Source organism: Streptomyces sp. NPDC001415 (assembly GCF_053597395.1).
Genome location: NZ_JBSFIE010000015.1, coordinates 150,696 through 168,193 on the forward strand (window position 1 = coordinate 150,696; position 17,498 = coordinate 168,193).

Genomic DNA, 17,498 nt, shown 5'->3' on the forward strand with positions numbered 1-17,498 from the left:
GTGGGGTGCGCGGCCTCTGCCGTGACAGCCGGGTCAGGGGGTCGGCCGGAGGTCCTCCTCGTCGAGGTCGTCCTCCAGCTCCTCGTCGAAGACGGCGCTCACGTCGAAGCGGCACACCACACGCTGGGGGTCGGTGTGGTCGAACGGCGTGCTCAGCCACTCGCCCGGCTCCGGGAGCTCGTCGGCGGCCGACACCCACAGCGTGGAGTCGCCCTCCTCCAGGCCGAACTCCTTGTGCCGGGAGGCGATTTCGTCCGGTTCGTACTCGCCGAAGAGCACACCGAGCGCGGCGTGGACGCTGCTGCCGACGACCGGGGCCGGGCGCTCGCCCTCGTCCGTCTCCTCCGCCTCGGGGTCGAGATCGGTGATCCGCTGCGCCTGGGCGAGCAGTCGCTGGGGCTCGGCGACGGCGTAGTCGCGCCGGATGAGGACGCTCAGGGCGTTGGGTTCCTCGGGGCCCGCGTAGGGCGGCAGGGAGTCGTCGGCGCCGGGGATCTCGAAGGGGGTCACCTCGTCGTAGCGGTCGTAGAGCCGCTCGTCGTACGCCTCGGCGGCCGCCGCGAGCGCGTTGAACGCCTCGTACACGTCGGGATCGTCGTCCCCCGTGCGGCGTTCCACCGCATCGAGGTGACGGTCCAGCGCGGCTTTGACCGCCTCGGCGGCGGCACGTACCTCGGCAGCGGTGGGCTGCGCAGCATCAGACATAGTGCAGACGCTATCCGTACCTGGCCTCTGCCCGCACAATAGATGCGATGCCGGAATACGAATTTGTCGACGTGTACGTCCCGCGCGGGGTGTCCCGCAAGGAGGCGACACGGCTGCTGACCGACCATGCCGAGTACGGACACTGGGAGTTGGACCGACTGAGTCTGCGCCGGGACGGCAGCCGCCGAGTGCGGCTGCGCAGGCGGATCATCCGCCAGGTGCGGGCCACATGGTGAGCCCGCGGTGATGACGGAGCGGGCCCCGCGGATGTGCGGGGCCCGCTCCGTCATGACAGCCGTGCGTCACGGCTCCGGATTACCGCTGCGCGGCGCGTCCGCGACGGTAGAGCACCGCTCCGCCGAGCAGCAGACCGGCGGCGGCCGGGGCGGCGAAGCCCATGCCCTCGGAGCCGGTCTGGGCGAGCGCGGCGGCCGGGGCCTTCGGCGCGGTCACGGTCTGGGTGACCGGGGCACCGGGCGTGCCGGGCGTCCCAGGCGTACCGGGCTTACCAGGCGCGGCGGGCACGCCGGGCTGCGAGGGCTTGGCCGGCTGGTGCGCGATCGGGCTGACCGGGTTCTGCGGAACCCCGGGGTGCCCCGGCTGCTGGGGGTGGCCCGGCTGCTCAGGGGTGCAGGGCGGCTGGTGCTGGCCCGGCTCGTGCGGCTTCCCGGGGTGGTGCGGCTTGCCCGGGTGGTGGGGCTGACCGGGGTGCTGAGGGTGCCCGGGGTGTCCCGGGTGCTGCGGCTGACCGGGCCGGCCGCTCTCGTCGTTGACGCAGTCGTTGCCGAACGCCGGGTTGCCCACACCCACCACGTTCACGCTGTTCCCGCACAGGTTCACGGGTACGTCGATGGGTGCTTGGATGGTGTTGCCGGAGCCCACACCGGGCGAATTGCTGGTGTGGCCGGTCGCCACGGCCCCGCCGCCCTTGTTGGCACAGCTGTTGGCGAACGCCGGGTTGAGCGCGCCGATGACGTTGACGGTGTTGCCGCAGGCGTTGACCGGCACGTGCACCGGGGCCTGGACCGTGTTGCCGGACAGTACGCCCGGCGAGTTCGTGGCGCCGCCCCGGGCCGCCGAGTCGGCGTGCGCGGCGCCGCTGCCCATGGCGATGACGCCGGTCGCGGCCGCCATGGTGATCAGTCCCTTGCGGGTGACCTGTCGCATAGATTCGTTCCCTGCCTTCTGCCTTCCGGAAAGCCCGGATGCGCCGTTGCGCCCGGGCTGAAATGCCCGGCGGCCCCGGAGTGCATGGCGCGCACTCCGGGGCCGCCCGGCTCAGACCCTCACGGGTTGAGGCACAACGTCACTTGTTGATGCAGGTGTTGCCGAAGGCGGGGTTCAGCAGCCCGATCACGGAGACCGTGTTGCCGCACACGTTCACCGGGACGTGCACGGGAACCTGGAGGACATTGCCGGACACGACACCCGGGGAGTGCACAGCGGCACCCTCGGCGCCCGCGTCGGCGACAGCCAGGCCCGCACCCGCGAGAACCAGACCACCAGTGACAGCCGCAGCAGCGACGACCTTCTTGATCATTACTTCCTCCTTGTTGGCAAATGTGCGGTCCCAGCCGCGGACCGCACACCCTGTAACGAGGAGGAAGTTATTGGGCTACGAGCATATGAGTGCATTCACTCTTCTCAGTCGGATACGTACGTTCAAACGATTAGTGCAGCGTCGTTTCGGCACGCACCCGACCGCCCGGAGGCCGTTGCCGGCCTCAGGACGCGTCGATGAACCGGTCCAGGACCCGTACGCCGAACTTCAGGCCGTCGACCGGGACCCGCTCGTCCACGCCGTGGAACATCCCGGCGAAGTCGAGCTCCGGCGGCAGCTTCAGAGGCGCGAAGCCGAAGCCGCGGATGCCGAGGTCGTCGAAGGACTTGGCGTCGGTGCCGGCCGAGAGCATGTACGGCACGGCGCGCGCGATGGGGTCCTCGGCCTGCAGCGCGACCTGCATGGCGTCGACCAGGGCGCCGTCGAAGGTGGTTTCCAGCGCCTTGTCCGCGTGGACGTCCTCGCGCTTGACGCGCGGCCCCAGGATCCGGTCCAGGTCGGCGAGGAACTCCTCCTCGTACCCCGGCAGGAAGCGCCCGTCGACATGGGCGGTCGCCTGCCCGGGGATCACGTTCACCTTGTAACCCGCGCCCAGCTGGGTCGGGTTGGCGGTGTTCTGGAGGGAGGCGCCGATGAGCTTGGCGATGCCGCCGAGCTTGGCCAGCGTCTCGTCCATGTTCTCCGGGTCGAGCTCGGTGCCGAGCGCGTCCGAGAGCTCGTCGAGGAAGTGCCGCAGCGTCTTGGTCACCCGCACCGGGAACTTGTGCCGGCCGAGCCGCGCCACGGCCTCGGACAGCTCGGTGATGGCGTTGTCCTTGTGGATCATCGAGCCGTGCCCGGCGGTGCCGTCCACGGTCAGCTTCATCCAGTGCATGCCCTTCTGGGCCGTCTCCACGAGGTAGAGCCGCAGCTTCTCGTTGACGGTGAAGGAGAAACCGCCGACCTCGCTGATGGCCTCGGTGACGCCCTCGAAGAGTTCGGGGTGCTTGTCCACGAGGAAGCGCGCCCCGTACGTGCCGCCGGCCTCCTCGTCCGCGAGGAAGGCGAGGACGATGTCGCGCGGGGGCTTGCGGCCGCTCCTGAGCCGGTCGCGTACGACCGCGAGGGTCATCGCGTCCATGTCCTTCATGTCGACCGCGCCGCGGCCCCACACACAGCCGTCGGCGATCTCACCGGCGAAGGGGTCATGGGTCCAGTCGTCGGCGTTGGCCGGTACGACGTCAGTGTGGCCGTGGATGAGCAGCGCGGGCCGCGACGGGTCCTCGCCCGCGATGCGGGCCACGGTGGAGGCGCGGCCCTTGTGCGACTCGAAGATCTTCGGCTCCAGGCCGACCTCGGCGAGCTTCTCCGCGACGTACTCCGCGGCGGCACGCTCACCGGGGCCGGAGTGGTCGCCGTAGTTGCTGGTGTCGATCCTGATCAGATCGCGACAGAGGTCGACGACCTCGTCCTCACCGGTCACGCCGCCGGTCCGGGTCGTGCTCGACTCGCTCACGCTGCTTCCTCCCGCTGTCGCTCCGTGTGGTCCACCCCCATCCTGCCCCCGCGCCCCCGCACCACCCAAGGGCGGCTTCCCGCCGACATCCCGTGTTCACGCAGGCCAAGGGGGTGATCGAGCACCCCCGGATGTTTGCTATTGTTTTCCACGTCGGAACGGGCACGGCCCGCGAGACAGACACCTTGTCCGGGTGGCGGAATGGCAGACGCGCTAGCTTGAGGTGCTAGTGCCCTTTATCGGGCGTGGGGGTTCAAGTCCCCCCTCGGACACCAGCTGGGACCCCACTTCGGTGGGGTCTTTTGCGTTTCGGTGGCCCCGAGTTCAGGCCTCGGCTCAGGCCCGTCGGAAAGACAGCACCGCGTTGTGGCCGCCGAAGCCGAAGGAGTTGCTCAGGACTATGTCGCCGCACGGTGGCAGGGGGCGGGGGGTGCCGCGGACGATGTCCAGGCCCAGGCCCTCCTCGGGGTGGTCGCAGCCGACCGTCGGGGGGATCAGGCCGTCGCGCAGGGTGAGGATCGTGGCGACGGCCTCCACGGCGCCCGCGCCGCCCTGGAGGTGGCCCAGGGCGCCCTTGTTCGCGGTGACCGGGATGTCGCGGGTGTGGCCGGCGAACAGGCGGCCCAGAGCGCGGGCTTCGGTACGGTCTCCGTCGACGGTCGCCGTGGCGTGCGCGTTGACGTGGGCGACGTCGGCGGGTGTGGCCCCGGCGTCCGCGAGGGCGGACCGCAGCGCGGCTTCGACGCCACGGCCCTCGGGTTCGGGGGCCGCCATGTGGAAGGCGTCCGCGGACAGGCCCCAGCCGGCCGCCTCGCAGTAGATGCGGGCGCCGCGTGCCCGGGCGTGCTCCTCGTCCTCCAGGATCAGTACGCCCGCGCCCTCGCCGAGCACGAATCCGTCGCGCGCCTCGTCGAACGGCCTTGACGCTTGGGCCGGTTGGTCGTTGCGGGTCGAGACCGCCCGCATCGCGGCGAAGGCGGCCAGGATCTCCGGGGTGATCACGGCTTCCGTGCCGCCCGCGACGACGAGGTCGACCCGGCCGGCGCGAATGGCGTCGATGGCCTGCCCGATCGCCTCCGTACCGGACGCGCAGGCGGACACGAAGGTCCTGGCCTCGCCGCGGATGTCGAGGTCCTTGGATATCCGGGCGGCCGAGGCGGACGGCACGGTCATGGGCGTGGTGTACGGGGAGACCGCCCTCGGCCCGCGCGCGATGAGCGTGAGCCGGCTCTCGACCATGACGGGCGCGCCGCCGATGATCGTGCCGATGGACACGCCGGTACGGGCCGGGCGCAGGCCGCTGGCCACGGTTCCGGCGAGGTCGAGTCCGGCGTCCCGCCAGGCCTCGCGGGCGGCGAGCAACGCGAACTGGGTGGAACGGTTCATCCGCCGCACCTCGGTCCTCGGCAGCAGTTCGGCGGGGTCGACGGCGGCTCGGGCCGCGAGCCGTACCGGCAGGCCGTCGAAGCCGGGCCCCTCCACCACCGAGACCCCGGAGCGGCCTTCGAGCAGGCCCTGCCACAGACCCGGCACGTCGCCGCCGAGCGGGCTGACGGCACCGAGGCCGGTCACCACGACCCGGCGGCGCCGGGGCGCGGCCCACTGCGCGGGGTCCGGCGGGTCGGCCGGGTCGACCCGCGTCGTACGGACGACCTGGCGTTCGTAGCGCGGCAGCACGCGCTCCAGGTCCGGGCCGCCGGTCAGGGGGCGCAGTTGCAGCCTGGTCTTCGTCTCGGTCGCGGGCGCGGTGCGCACCACCACGTGCCAGGGGCCGTCCGGATCCGTCGCGATGACGTCCCCGGGCACCAATTCGCCCGTGGTGAGCAGGCAGCACTTGCCGCCCATAACCGACTCTTCATTCATCGTTGCCCTTTGCCTCGATTGCGACAGATCCGGATATTTCGTACTCGATCCCTTCAGGCAGCATGCCTCCCGATCGCGAAGAAAGCAGGCCCGGAAGGCCCGCCCCATCTGCTTCCTTCGGCCCTGTCCCGCCCGGAAGCAGCGCTGACCTGGGAATTCTTGCTTCTGCGGGGTCCGGTGGGGTTCTCTTGGTTCCGTGAGACGCAGATCCAGGCCCCCGGCCGCCCCGCTCGCTCAGCGCGACGGCATCGATCCGGTACGTGTGCGGCTGCCCGCCGACCCGGAGGGTCTCTGGGCGACGGTCGGTGATCATCTGCTTGGCCGGTTCGAGGGGGCGGTCGGCGCCGAGCGGGTGGCCTCGATGCTGCGCGAGGGGCGGTTCGTCGGGGCCGAGGGGGCACTGAGCGGGGCGGAGGCGTACCGGGCCGGGATGTACGTGTGGTTCCACCGGGACTTCGCGCCGGAGGTTCCGGTGCCGTTCGAGATCGGGATCGTGTACCGCGACGAGCGGATCGTGATCGCGGACAAGCCGCACTTCCTCGCCACCACACCGCGGGGCCGGCACATCACCGAGACGGCGGTGGCCCGGCTGCGGCGGGATCTGGCGCTGCCCGCGCTCCAGCCCGCCCACCGCCTCGACCGCCTGACGGCAGGCCTCGCCCTGTTCGTCGTACGCCCCGAGGACCGGGGCGCCTACCAGAACCTGTTCAGCGGCCGCCGGGTGCGCAAGGAGTACGAGGCGGTGGCGGCGTACGACCCCGGGGTGGCGCTGCCCGTGACCGTACGCAGCCGGATCGTGAAGGAGCGCGGGGTCATCGCCGCCCGCGAGGAGGCGGGCGAGCCCAACGCCGAGAGCCGGATCGAGCTGGCCGAGCGGCGCGGCGGCCTCGGCCGCTACCGCCTGCTGCCCGCGACCGGCCGCACCCATCAGCTACGGGTCCACATGCACGGGCTCGGGCTGCCCATCCTCAACGATCCGGTGTATCCGGTGGTCCTGCCGGAGGCCGCGCCGGACGACTTCGTGGCGCCGCTGCAACTGCTCGCCAAGGTCCTGGAGTTCACCGATCCGGTGGACGGGCGGGTCCACCGGTTTGAGAGCGGGCTCCGGCTGGCGGGTTGGCCGAGCGCCTGAAGATCTCAAGGGCGAGGGAGCCATGCATCGGCCATACATCGGACCAATAAGGCTTCCCTGTACGGAAATTGGGGTCTCGGGGGTGCCTGAACCCCGCAAAGGTCTGATAAATATGCGGGCATGCGTGCTACCTCGCTGGGTGCGGGCGCCTGTCCGGTGACCGCTCTGTCCTTGGGCGGCGCCGCCCTCGGCAACCTCTTCACGCCCCTGTCCGACGAAACGGCCCGGGGCGCTCTCGACGCGGCCTGGGACGTCGGCATCCGCTACTTCGACACCGCGCCGCACTACGGACTCGGGCTCTCCGAGCGGCGGATGGGGGCCGCGCTGCGGGGCAGGCCCCGCGAGGCGTACACGCTCTCCACGAAGGTCGGCCGGATCCTGGAGCCCCGAGAAGGCGGCGGGGACGACCTCGGCGGGGACGACCTCGCGGAGGGCTTCGCCGTCCCGGCCACCCACCGGCGCCGCTGGGACTTCAGCGCGGACGGGGTGCGCCGCAGCATCGAGGCCAGCCTGGAACGGCTCGGGCTCGACCGGATCGACATCGCGTACCTGCACGACCCGGACGACCACGGCGAGCAGGCGCTCCGCGAGGCGTACCCGGCGCTGGAACGGCTGCGCGCGGAAGGAGTCGTACGGGCCATCGGCGCCGGCATGAACCAGACCGGGCTACTGGCGCGCTTCCTGCGCGAGTCGGACGTGGACGCCGTGCTCTGCGCCGGGCGCTACTCGCTGCTCGACCAGAGTGCGGCCGAGGAGCTGCTGCCGGAGGCCGCCGCGCGCGGCAAGAACGTGGTGGTCGGCGGGGTCTTCAACTCCGGGCTGCTCGCCGATCCGCGGCCCGGCGCGACGTACGACTACGCGGCCGCTCCCCCCGAGCTCGTCGAACGGGCGCTGAAGATCAAGGCGGTCTGCGCGCGGCACGGGGTCGCGCTGCGGGCCGCCGCGCTTGCGTTTCCGCTGCGGCATCCGGCGGTGGCGAGCGTGCTGGCCGGGGCGCGTTCGGCGGCCGAAGTCGCCGACACCGCCGCCATGTTCGCCTCGTCGGTGCCGGATGCGCTGTGGGAGGAGCTGGGCATATGAGGGTCGCGCTGCACACACGGGTCTGGGCCGACCGGATCGAGGAGTACGAGGCCGCGCACCGCGAGGTGCCCGCGGAACTCACGGCTGCCATCTCCGCCGCCGGGGCCACGTCCTGGACCATCTGGCGCAGCGGCACCGAGCTGTTCCATTTGATCGAATGCGCGGATTACGGTCGTCTGCTGAGCGAGTTGGCGGAATTGCCTGCGAATGTGGCTTGGCAGGTTCGGATGGGCGAACTGCTCGATGTCGTGCACGACTATTCGAGCGAAGGGGCGCAGGCCGGGCTGCCGGTGGTGTGGGAGCTGTGAGCGGGCCGCCCGGTCTCGTCGACTCCCATCATCATGTGTGGGAGCTGGGAGTCCGCGACCAGGACTGGATCTCCGGGCCCCAACTCGCGCCACTGCGGCGGGACTTCACGCTGGACGACCTGAGGCCCGAGGCCTCGTCCGCCGGGGTTACGGCGACGGTGGTCGTCCAGACCGTGACCGTGGCCGAGGAGACCCCGGAGCTTCTCGCGCTCGCGGACGGCAGCGATCTCGTGACCGGAGTGGTCGGCTGGACCGACCTCACCTCGCCGGGCGTCGCCGATGAGCTGGCCCGGCTGCGCGGGCTGCCCGGCGGCGGGCGCCTGGTGGGGATCCGGCACCAGGTGCAGGGCGAGAAGGATCCCGAATGGCTGTCGCGCGCCGATGTGCGGCGGGGGCTGGGGGCGGTTGCGGACGCTGGGCTCGCGTACGACCTCGTGGTCCTGCCGCACCAGCTGCCCGCGTGCGCGCGGGTCGCCGCTCTGCACCCCGAACTCACCTTTGTACTGGACCACTTGGGGAAGCCGCCGATCGCCTCGGGAGCTCTTGAGCCGTGGGCCTCGGACGTTCGGGCGCTGGCTTCCCTGCCGAACACGGTGTGCAAGCTGTCGGGGATGGTGACGGAGGCCGCCTGGACCTCCTGGACCCCGGCGGACCTTCGGCCGTACGCCGAAACGGTGCTCGATGCGTTCGGGGCGGGGCGGGTTCTGTGGGGGTCGGACTGGCCGGTGTGCGTGCTGGCGGCGTCGTACGGGGGTGTGGTGGGGGTGGCTCGGGAGCTGCTGGCGGAGTTGAGCCCGGGCGAGCGGTCGGCGGTGTTCGGGGGGACGGCTCGGGGGGTGTACGGGTTGCCGGGGCCGGGGTAGTCCGCCCCACCCCGCCCCTTTCCCTGAGCCCGCCGGGGGTGAAAGCCCGGAGTCAGTGCCCCCGCCCCACCCACTCCCCCAAGTGCGGCGCCTCCGCGCCGACCGTCGTTGCCTCCCCATGCCCCGTCCGCACCACCGTCTCCCCCGGCAGCACCAGCACCCGCTCCCTGAGCGAGTCGATGATCGTGGGGAAGTGCGAGAAGGAGCGGCCCGTCGCGCCCGGGCCGCCTGCGAACAGCGTGTCGCCCGTGAAGACCGTGCCCAGCGCCTCGGCGTACAGGCAGACCGCGCCCGGAGCGTGGCCCGGGGTGTGGAGCACCTCCAGCTCCACGTCCGCGATCGACAGCCGCTCGCCGTCCGTCAGTTCGCCGTCCGGGAGGCGGTCCGGGTGGGTCTGCTTCCAGAGCGGGAGGTCAGCGGGGTGCAGCAGGATGGGGGCGCCCGTTGCCGACGACAGCGCCGGCGCCGCGTCGATGTGGTCGTTGTGGGCGTGGGTGCAGACGATCGCCTTCAGTCGGCGGCCGCCCAGCGCCGCCAGGATCGCCTCGGCGTCATGCGCCGCGTCGATGACGATCGCCTCCTCCTCGTCCCCGACGATCCACACGTTGTTGTCGACATCCCACGTACCGCCGTCGAGAGCGAACGTGCCGGACGTGACCAGATGATCGATTCGTGCGCGAACGGTCATCAGAACTCCACCACCGAGCGCAGCACATCGCCTTCGTGCATCCGCTCAAAGGCTTTTTCGACCTCGTCCAGCGCGATCGTCTCGGTGACGAACGCTCCGAGGTCGATCCGCCCCTGCTGGTGCAGGTCGATCAGCATCGGGAAGTCGCGGGACGGCAGGCAGTCGCCGTACCAGGAGGACTTCAGGGCGCCTCCGCGGCCGAAGACGTCCAACAACGGGAGTTCCAGGGTCATTTCGGGGGTCGGCACGCCGACCAGAACCACCGTGCCCGCCAGGTCGCGGGCGTAGAACGCCTGCTTGTACGTCTCGGGGTGGCCCACCGCCTCGATGACGACGTCCGCGCCGTTGCCGCCGGTCAGCTCGCGGATCGTCTCGACGGCGTCCTGCGCACGGGAGTTGACCGTGTGCGTGGCGCCCATCGACTTCGCCGTGGCCAGCTTGCGGTCGTCGATGTCGACGGCGATGATCCTGGCCGCGCCCGCGAGCCGGGCGCCCACGATCGCCGCGTCACCGACGCCGCCGCAACCGATGACGGCGACCGAGTCGCCCCGGCCGACGTTGCCGGTGTTGATGGCCGCGCCGATGCCGGCCATCACGCCGCAGCCGAGCAGGCCCGCCACGGCCGGGGACACCGCCGGGTCGACCTTGGTGCACTGGCCCGCCGCCACCAGCGTCTTCTCGGCGAACGCCCCGATGCCGAGAGCGGGTGACAGCTCGGTGCCGTCCAGCAGGGTCATCTTCTGCCGCGCGTTGTGCGTGTTGAAGCAGTACTGCGGACGACCGCGCAGACAGGCCCGGCAACTGCCGCACACCGCACGCCAGTTGAGAATCACGAAGTCGCCGGGCGTGACGTCGGTGACGCCCTCGCCCACCGACTCCACGATCCCGGACGCCTCGTGGCCGAGCAGGAACGGGAAGTCGTCGTTGATGCCGCCCTGCTTGTAGTGCAGGTCGGTGTGGCAGACGCCGCAGGCCTGGATCTTGACCACCGCCTCGCCGGGGCCCGGGTCGGGCACCACGATGGTCTCGACCCGTACGGGCTGGTTCTTCCCCGGTGCGATGACCCCTTGGACCTGCTGCGACATGCCGCCCCACTCTCTGGTTCGTACCGTCCGGTGTATCAGGAATACACCCTACGAGGTGGCATCGTGCACCCGTCGGCCGCCGACATAGGTCCCCAGCACGCGGGTCGCGCCGATCTCCTCCGGCGGCCCCGCGTACGGGTCCCGGTCGAGCACCGCGAGGTCCGCGAGGGCGCCCGGGCGGATCGAGCCCGTGTCGTCGAGGTGGTTCACATGGGCCGTTCCGGCGGTGTACGCGGCGAACGCCGCGGTCAGGGTGATGCGCTGCGAGGGGAGGAAGGCCGGCCCCTTCTCGCCGGGCGCGATCCGGTTCACCGCCGTGTGGATGCCCTGCATCGGATCCGGGCTGCTGACCGGCCAGTCCGAGCCCGCCGCCACGGTCGCCCCGGAGTGGAGCAGCGCCGCGAACGGGTACTGCCATCCGGCACGTTCCTCGCCGAGGAAGGGGATGGTCAGCTCGTCCATCTGGGGCTCGTGCGAGGCCCACAGGGGCTGGATGTTGGCGGTGGCGCCGAGCGCGCGGAAACGCTCGATGTCGTCGGGGTGGACGATCTGAAGGTGGGCGAGGTGCGGCCGCGTGTCGCTCCAGCCGTTGGTCTCGCGGGCCGCCCGCACCGCGTCGAGCGCCTCGCGCACGGCCCGGTCGCCGAGCGCGTGGAAGTGGCACTGGAAGCCCAGGGCGTCCAACTGCGTTACGTAGCGGCGCAGTTCGGCGGGGTCGACGAAGGACGTGCCCGTATTGGCGGTGGCGCAGCCGCAGGCGTCGAGGTACGGGCCGAGCAGGGCGGCGGTGCCGGTCTCGGCGACACCGTCCTGCATGATCTTCACCGATCCGGCGCGGAACCGGCCGTGGCTCAACTCCCGCCTCCGCTCGACCAGTTCGGGGATCTGCTCGGCGCCGCGCTCGCGGTCCCACCACAGGGCGCCGACGACCCGCGCGGTCAGCGAGCCGTCGCGGGCGGCGGTCACATAGGCGTCGGCGGGGTCGTCCATCGAGCCGAAGTCGCCGACGATCGCGTCCTGCCAGGCGGTGATCCCGTACGAGTGGAGATGGGCCTGGGCGCGCAGCAGGGCCGCGAGCCGTTCGGCGGGGGTGGAGCGGGGGGTCAGCCGGCCGACCAGGTCCATCGCACCCTCCTGGAGCAGCCCGGTGGGCTCGCCCGACGCGTCGCGCTCGATGCGGCCGTCGGCCGGGTCGGGGGTGTCCCGGGTGATCCCGGCGAGCGTGAGGGCGCGGGTGTTGACCCAGGCTCCGTGGTGATCCCGGTTGGGGAGGTAGACGGGCCGATCGGCCACCACGCGGTCGAGGAGGCCACGGGTCGGGCTGCCGCCCTCGAAGGCCTCCATCGACCAGCCGCCGCCGGTGATCCACTCCTGCTCGGGGTGGGCGTCGGCGTAGGCCCGTACGGCCGCCAGGGTGTCGGCCGCCGTAATGAGGCCCGCGAGGTCGCAGCGCGCGAGCTCGATGCCCGCCGACACCGGGTGGACGTGGGCGTCCTGGAAGCCGGGGATCAGCAACTTCCCTGCCAGGTCGACGACTTCGGTCTTCGGGCCGATCAGCTCGCGCACTCCGTCGTGGCCGACGGCGGTGATGCGGTCCCCCGTGACGGCCACGGTGGTGGTTCGCGAGCGGGCGGCGTCCAGGGTGAGGACCGGGCCGCCGGTGAAGACCAGGTCGGCGGTGGTGTGGCGCATGCGTGGATCCGTTTCTGTCAGAGGGTGGTACGGGTGGTTCGGACCTGAAGAAGCAAGTACCGGTGGTTCATACGGCTTCCGCGCCCAGCGGTGCCGGGTCGGTTTCCATGGTCGAGCGGCCGGTGACGAAGTACGGGGATTTCCTTACCCACTTCGCCCAGGCCGCGGCGGCGAAGCCGCTGAGCAGCATCACCGCGGGGCACGACAGCATGAACCACCCGTTGTCGGGGCTGACTTCGAAGTGGTCGGCGGAGGTGTAGAAGGTCCAGCCGAGGTAGCCGCCGAGGCCGAGCAGGAACAGCGCGCTCAGGACCGGGATCACGACGGCGCGTACGGCCTCGCCCACGCTCTCCTTCAGCGCTCCGCGAAAGCGGCTCGCGGCGGCCAGGGCGGTCAGCGCGTAGTACAGGGACACGACGATCCCGATGGCGTTGACGGAGGCGAGGATCAGGTCGCCGATCTTGGGGATGAGGAGCGAGAGGACGGCGATGGCCACGGCTACGCAGCCGATCGCGATCGTGCCGGCCGCCGGAGTCCCGTACCGGGGGCTGACCTTGAGCCAGAGCGGGCCCAGCGTGCGGTCGCGGCTCATCGCGAACATGCCGCGCACGGTGGGGATGACACCGGACTGGAGCGAGGCGACCGCCGAGAAGGTGAGCGCGACCAGGGGCAGGGCCGCGAGCGGCTGGGCGGCGAGCCGGTCGCCGAAGAAGGTGAGGCCCTGCGCGCCGTGGCCGACCAACTCGTCCTCGGAGAGCACGCGTTGGAACGCGAAGGAGCCGAGCAGGAACAGGCCGAGCATGGTGAACAGGGTGATGAGTCCGGCTTTCGAGGCGTCCTCGGGGTCCTTGATCTCCTCGTTCACACTGAACGTCGACTCGAAGCCCCAGAAGCAGAAGACGGAGAGCAGCAGCCCTTGGGCGAGGGCCTGGCCCCAGGGGATGGTGAACGGGTTCAGCCAGTCGAGGCTGAAGGGGTGCGGGCCCTTGATCAGCCCGTAGCCGCAGAAGCCGAGCAGCACCGCGTACTCGAAGACCAGGAGCCACTTCTGGAGGGTGGCGGCCGAGCGGGTGCCGACGACCGCGGTGAAGGTGACGGCGACCAGGATCACGATGCCGATGGCGGTGGACTGAGCCGTGGAGTCGGGATCCAGGCGCAGCCCGCCGAGCTCGTGCAGGCCCGCCTCGCCCGCCAGCTGGAGCAGGGCGGAGCCCGTGACGGCGGTGGTGTAGGAGAGGAAGACGACGGTCGAGACGATGCCGATCCAGCCGGTCAGGAAGCCCAGCCAGGGGCTGAGCGAGCGACCCACCCACACATAGCCGCTGCCCATGTTGGGCTCGACCTTGTTGAGCCGCGTGTACGCGCTCGCGATGCCCAGGATGGGCACGAACGCGAGCAGCATGACGATCGGGAGGTGCAGGCCCACGGCGCCGGCCGTGACGCCGAGTCCGATGCCGATGCTGGTGGTGGCCGCCGTGGAGGAGGCCGCGATGGCGACGCCGTCGAGGACGCCGAGGCTCTTGCGGAGAACGGGTGGGTCACTGCCGTAGGGAGTGCGCACGGTCGCTCCTTCGCCGAGGGGCGCTTTTCGGCCCCGATGGCGGCACATCGAACTCTTCGGGGAGTCGCTGCGTCAACGCTGTTGTCATAAAGGCCGCCCCTTCGTAGGGTGCGGGCCATGAGCGAGCGAGTCGTGGCGGACGGGGAGCGGCGGCGGCGCCGGCCCACCAAGCGGGGCACGGTCCTGTCCGAGGAGCTGATCGTCGAGACGGCTCTGCGGCTGATCGGCGAGCACGGGGCGGCGGCGCTGACCGTGCGCCGGCTCGGCACGGCGCTCGGCGCGGACCCGAGCGCGCTGTACCGGTACTTCCACGACACTGACGACCTGCTGCTGGCGCTGGCCGACGAGCTGATCGGCCGCACCCTGAAGGCCTGGCGGCCGACCGGCGAGTGGCGGGCCGACCTGCGTTCGCTCGGGTTGCGCATCCACGCCGACTACCAGGCCCATCCGCAGGCGGCGCTGCTGACCTGCACGCGGGTCACCGGGCGGGTCAACGAGATGCGGTCGGTCGAGACGATCCTCGGGATCCTGCGCGGAGCCGGGTTCCCGGACGCCGAGGCGGTGCGGATCTACCACGTGTTCGTCGACCAGACGCTGTCGTTCGCGGCCCTCGACGCGGCCGTGCACACCCTGCCGAAGGAGTCCCGGACCCTGGAGGAGCGGACATGGCGGGAGCGGTACGCGCGGCTCCCGGCGGACACCCATCCGCATGTGGCCGCGACCGCGTCGACGCTGGTGGCGGAAATGGGCCGCAGCGCCTATCCGGCGGCCCTGGAGATGATGCTCGCGGCGGCCGCGGCCCGCTTGCAGCACGTACGGGCATGAAACAGGGCGGCACCCCCGCAACCAGGGGTGCCGCCCTCTCAAGGAGCCAGGGTTACTCGCCCGAGGCGATCGCGCCGACCCGCTTGCGGACCAGGAACCAGCCGCCGACCAGCAGTGCCGCGATGATCGGGAGGCAGTAGATCGTGGTGCGGCCGACGCCGCCGCCGTACCACATCAGGAACGCCACGGACGCGAGGAAGACCAGCGTCACGATCTGCGTGTACGGAGCCCAGGGCAGCTGGTAGGAGGGGCGCTGCAGGCTGCCCTCCTGCGCGCGGCGCCAGAACAGCAGCGAGCAGATCATGATCATCGCCCAGGTGCCGAGGATGCCGATGGAGGCGAAGTTCAGCACGATCTCGAAGGCGTCGTCCGGCACGAACTTGTTCAGGGCGACGCCGAGGACTCCGAAGAAGGCGGTGAACAGGACACCGCCGTAGGGCACCTTGCCCTTGTTCATGACGCCGACGAACTTGGGCGCCGAGCCGGCCAGCGACATCGAGCGCAGGATCCGGCCGGTGGAGTACAGGCCCGAGTTGAGGCTGGAGAGGGCCGCGGTGAGGACCACCAGGTTCATCACGCCGGCCGCACCCGGCACGCCGATCTTGTCGAGGACGGTGACGAACGGGCTCTGGTTCTCGGAGTACTCGGTGTACGGCAGCAGCAGGGCGAGCAGCACCACGGAGCCGACGTAGAAGATGCCGACCCGCCACATGATCGAGTTGATCGCCTTGGGCAGGATCTTCTGCGGGTTCTCCGTCTCGCCTGCGGCGACGCCGCACAGCTCGACCGAGGCGTACGCGAAGACGACGCCCTGGATGACGAGCAGCATGGGCAGCATGCCCATCGGGAAGATGCCGCCGTGGCTGGTGATGTTGCCGAAGCCCGGCGTGGTGCCGTCCACGTCGTGCTGGGTGACCACGAGGTAGATGCCGACGATCATGAAGGCGACCAGTGCCACGACCTTGATGATCGCGAACCAGAACTCCATCTCGCCGAAGTACTTCACCGAGATGAGGTTGGCGGCGAGGACGACCGCGAGCGCGACGAGCGCGCAGACCCACTGCGGGATGTCGCTGAACATGGCCCAGAAGTGGGCGTAGGTCGCGGCCGCGGTGATGTCGGCGACGGCGGTGGTCGACCAGTTCAGGAAGTAGAGCCAGCCCGCCGTGTAGGCGCCCTTCTCGCCCATGAACTCACGGGCGTAGGAGACGAAGGCGCCTGAGGAGGGGCGGTAGAGCACGAGCTCGCCGAGGGCCCGTACGACGAAGAAGGCGAAGACGCCGCAGACCGCGTACGCGATCGCGAGCGAGGGGCCCGCGCCGGCCATCCGGCCGCCGGCACCGAGGAAGAGGCCGGTGCCTATCGCGCCGCCGATGGCGATCATGTTGATGTGGCGGGACTTGAGGTCCTTGCTGTAACCGGCATCACCGGCGTCGATGTGGGGGGTGCCCGTCGATGCCCCCGCGGGGACATCCTGGGTCTCGGCCGCAGGCATGGTGCGGTCACTCATGGAGTAGTTCGCCTTTGTGAGGGGTCATGCGGTCGTGCGGGACCGGCCGTACCGGTGATGCAGGTCGTCACCTTGGCAGGGACTAGTCGTCACCTTGGCACGGACCAGCGGCCCATAGTCCCGGCTGTCGGCACAGTTTGGCAGTGTCCAATGTCACGTAGAGACAGATTTGAGGTGTTTCAGAGGTAACTAAAAGGTATCCGCTGAGCGTTTTTTGTTGCCTAGGGTACCTATGGAGCGAGTACGTCCAGTTCCTGAAGGGCGCCGACAGCGATCTCCCGGGTCAGCCGCTCGGCCTCCGCGGCATCCCGTTCGCGCACCGCCTCGGCCACCCGCACATGCAAAGTGACGGCGGCCGGATCCGGATCGGGGAACATCACCTGGTGGTGGGTGCGGCCGGTGAGGACCTCGGCCACCACGTCCCCGAGCCGGGCGAACATCTCATTGCCCGACGCGTTGAGCACGATCCGGTGGAAGGCGACGTCGTGCACGAGGTACGCCTCCAGCTGGCGCCCGCGCGAGGTGGCGACCATGCCGAGGGCCTGTTCGGTGAGGTCGGCGCACTGGGCCGGGGTGGCTTTCATGGCGGCGAGCCCGGCGGCGACCGGCTCCACGGCGGAGCGCAGCACCGTCAGCGAGCGCAGTTGGCGCGGCCGGTCGGCGCCCGCGAGCCGCCACCGGATCACCTGCGGGTCGTACACGTTCCACTGCTCGGCCGGCCGCACCGTCACGCCGACGCGGCGCCTGGACTCGACCAGGTGCATGGATTCGAGGACGCGGACCACTTCGCGGACCACGGTGCGCGAGACGTCGAAGCGCTGGGCCAGCTCGTCGGTGCGCAGCACACTGCCCGGCGGGTACTCGCCCGCGGTGATCGCCAGACCCAGGCTGTCGAGCACATGCGTGTGGAGCCCCCGGGCCTGAGTCGTCATGGGGCAAGCCTAAGGGCCGCCGTCGGGGCCCTGGCGCCTCGGCGCTGCGGGCCTCAGCACTGGGGGCCTCCTCGGCGCTGCGAGCCTCGGCGCCGCAGCGCCAGATCTCAAAAGTATGACTTTTAAAGCGTGACCTCTTGAATATGTCGTACCTAATGGGTTTGAGTGTGCGCGACGGACATCGATGTCGACGAAGAC

At 70.8% G+C, this 17,498-nt stretch carries 17 protein-coding genes and 1 tRNA gene; 7 read left to right on the plus strand and 11 right to left on the minus strand.

What is annotated here, in order from left to right; translation table 11 throughout:
* Positions 1-33: 33 nt before the first annotated feature.
* On the minus strand, positions 34-705 hold the full coding sequence (locus ACWC2B_RS21510; protein WP_450718843.1) for a hypothetical protein: 672 nt from the start codon (positions 703-705) through the stop codon (positions 34-36).
* 47 nt (positions 706-752) lie between these two features.
* Here ACWC2B_RS21510 and ACWC2B_RS21515 point away from each other — a divergent pair, with 47 nt between their 5' ends.
* Positions 753-941: a DUF5703 family protein gene (locus ACWC2B_RS21515; protein WP_018535088.1), complete on the plus strand. Its 189-nt coding sequence runs from the start codon at positions 753-755 to the stop codon at positions 939-941.
* A 79-nt stretch (positions 942-1,020) separates the two neighbouring features.
* On the opposite strand, the gene ACWC2B_RS21520 is transcribed toward ACWC2B_RS21515, so the two are convergent.
* The 3 genes from ACWC2B_RS21520 to ACWC2B_RS21530 form a co-directional block, all read right to left on the minus strand.
* Positions 1,021-1,872: a chaplin family protein gene (locus tag ACWC2B_RS21520; protein ID WP_450718845.1), complete on the minus strand. Its 852-nt coding sequence runs from the start codon at positions 1,870-1,872 to the stop codon at positions 1,021-1,023.
* A gap of 139 nt (positions 1,873-2,011) precedes the next feature.
* On the minus strand, positions 2,012-2,245 hold the full coding sequence (chpH, locus tag ACWC2B_RS21525) for a chaplin ChpH (RefSeq protein ID WP_189962051.1): 234 nt from the start codon (positions 2,243-2,245) through the stop codon (positions 2,012-2,014).
* Positions 2,246-2,429: 184 nt separating this feature from the next.
* Positions 2,430-3,761 carry a M20/M25/M40 family metallo-hydrolase gene (locus tag ACWC2B_RS21530; RefSeq protein ID WP_450718848.1) on the minus strand — a complete coding sequence of 444 codons (1,332 nt, stop codon included), beginning with the start codon at positions 3,759-3,761 and terminating at the stop codon, positions 2,430-2,432.
* Between the two features lie 187 nt (positions 3,762-3,948).
* On the opposite strand from ACWC2B_RS21530, the gene ACWC2B_RS21535 reads away from it, so the two are divergent.
* A tRNA-Leu gene (locus tag ACWC2B_RS21535) sits at positions 3,949-4,036 on the plus strand.
* Between the two features lie 61 nt (positions 4,037-4,097).
* Here the strand turns inward: ACWC2B_RS21535 and ACWC2B_RS21540 are convergent.
* Positions 4,098-5,624 carry a beta-ketoacyl-[acyl-carrier-protein] synthase family protein gene (locus tag ACWC2B_RS21540; protein WP_450718850.1) on the minus strand — a complete coding sequence of 509 codons (1,527 nt, stop codon included), beginning with the start codon at positions 5,622-5,624 and terminating at the stop codon, positions 4,098-4,100.
* 196 nt (positions 5,625-5,820) lie between these two features.
* On the opposite strand from ACWC2B_RS21540, the gene ACWC2B_RS21545 reads away from it, so the two are divergent.
* The 4 genes from ACWC2B_RS21545 to ACWC2B_RS21560 all read left to right on the plus strand — a co-directional run bounded on the left by ACWC2B_RS21545 (position 5,821) and on the right by ACWC2B_RS21560 (position 9,007).
* On the plus strand, positions 5,821-6,756 hold the full coding sequence (locus ACWC2B_RS21545; RefSeq protein ID WP_450718852.1) for a pseudouridine synthase: 936 nt from the start codon (positions 5,821-5,823) through the stop codon (positions 6,754-6,756).
* 120 nt (positions 6,757-6,876) lie between these two features.
* A complete protein-coding gene (locus tag ACWC2B_RS21550; RefSeq protein WP_450718854.1) occupies positions 6,877-7,836 on the plus strand; it encodes an aldo/keto reductase in 960 nt (319 codons plus the stop codon).
* Entirely contained in the window at positions 7,833-8,144 is a 312-nt protein-coding gene (locus ACWC2B_RS21555) for an L-rhamnose mutarotase (protein ID WP_450718856.1), read from the plus strand. Before ACWC2B_RS21550 ends, ACWC2B_RS21555 begins: the two co-directional genes overlap by 4 nt.
* A complete protein-coding gene (locus ACWC2B_RS21560; RefSeq protein WP_450718858.1) occupies positions 8,141-9,007 on the plus strand; it encodes an amidohydrolase family protein in 867 nt (288 codons plus the stop codon). Before ACWC2B_RS21555 ends, ACWC2B_RS21560 begins: the two co-directional genes overlap by 4 nt.
* A gap of 52 nt (positions 9,008-9,059) precedes the next feature.
* Here ACWC2B_RS21560 and ACWC2B_RS21565 read toward each other — a convergent pair whose 3' ends face one another.
* From ACWC2B_RS21565 to ACWC2B_RS21580, 4 genes are all read right to left on the minus strand, one after another.
* Entirely contained in the window at positions 9,060-9,695 is a 636-nt protein-coding gene (locus ACWC2B_RS21565; RefSeq protein WP_450718860.1) for an MBL fold metallo-hydrolase, read from the minus strand.
* Positions 9,695-10,780 carry an S-(hydroxymethyl)mycothiol dehydrogenase gene (locus tag ACWC2B_RS21570; protein WP_450718862.1) on the minus strand — a complete coding sequence of 362 codons (1,086 nt, stop codon included), beginning with the start codon at positions 10,778-10,780 and terminating at the stop codon, positions 9,695-9,697. Before ACWC2B_RS21570 ends, ACWC2B_RS21565 begins: the two co-directional genes overlap by 1 nt.
* Positions 10,781-10,828: 48 nt before the next feature.
* Entirely contained in the window at positions 10,829-12,472 is a 1,644-nt protein-coding gene (locus ACWC2B_RS21575) for an amidohydrolase (protein WP_450718864.1), read from the minus strand.
* A gap of 67 nt (positions 12,473-12,539) precedes the next feature.
* The gene (locus tag ACWC2B_RS21580) at positions 12,540-14,081 is read right to left on the minus strand and encodes an APC family permease (RefSeq protein WP_450718866.1); all 1,542 of its coding nucleotides are present in this window, start codon (positions 14,079-14,081) and stop codon (positions 12,540-12,542) included.
* Between the two features lie 69 nt (positions 14,082-14,150).
* Here ACWC2B_RS21580 and ACWC2B_RS21585 point away from each other — a divergent pair, with 69 nt between their 5' ends.
* Positions 14,151-14,858, plus strand: coding sequence for a TetR/AcrR family transcriptional regulator (locus tag ACWC2B_RS21585; protein WP_450718868.1), 708 nt, complete (start codon positions 14,151-14,153; stop codon positions 14,856-14,858).
* Between the two features lie 52 nt (positions 14,859-14,910).
* Here the strand turns inward: ACWC2B_RS21585 and ACWC2B_RS21590 are convergent, their stop codons facing one another.
* Together ACWC2B_RS21590 and ACWC2B_RS21595 are read right to left on the minus strand one after the other, a co-directional pair.
* Complete coding sequence (locus ACWC2B_RS21590; protein ID WP_450718870.1) at positions 14,911-16,368, minus strand: amino acid permease; 1,458 nt, start codon at positions 16,366-16,368, stop codon at positions 14,911-14,913.
* Positions 16,369-16,598: 230 nt separating this feature from the next.
* Positions 16,599-17,300, minus strand: coding sequence for a FadR/GntR family transcriptional regulator (locus ACWC2B_RS21595; RefSeq protein ID WP_450718872.1), 702 nt, complete (start codon positions 17,298-17,300; stop codon positions 16,599-16,601).
* Positions 17,301-17,498: the final 198 nt, after the last annotated feature.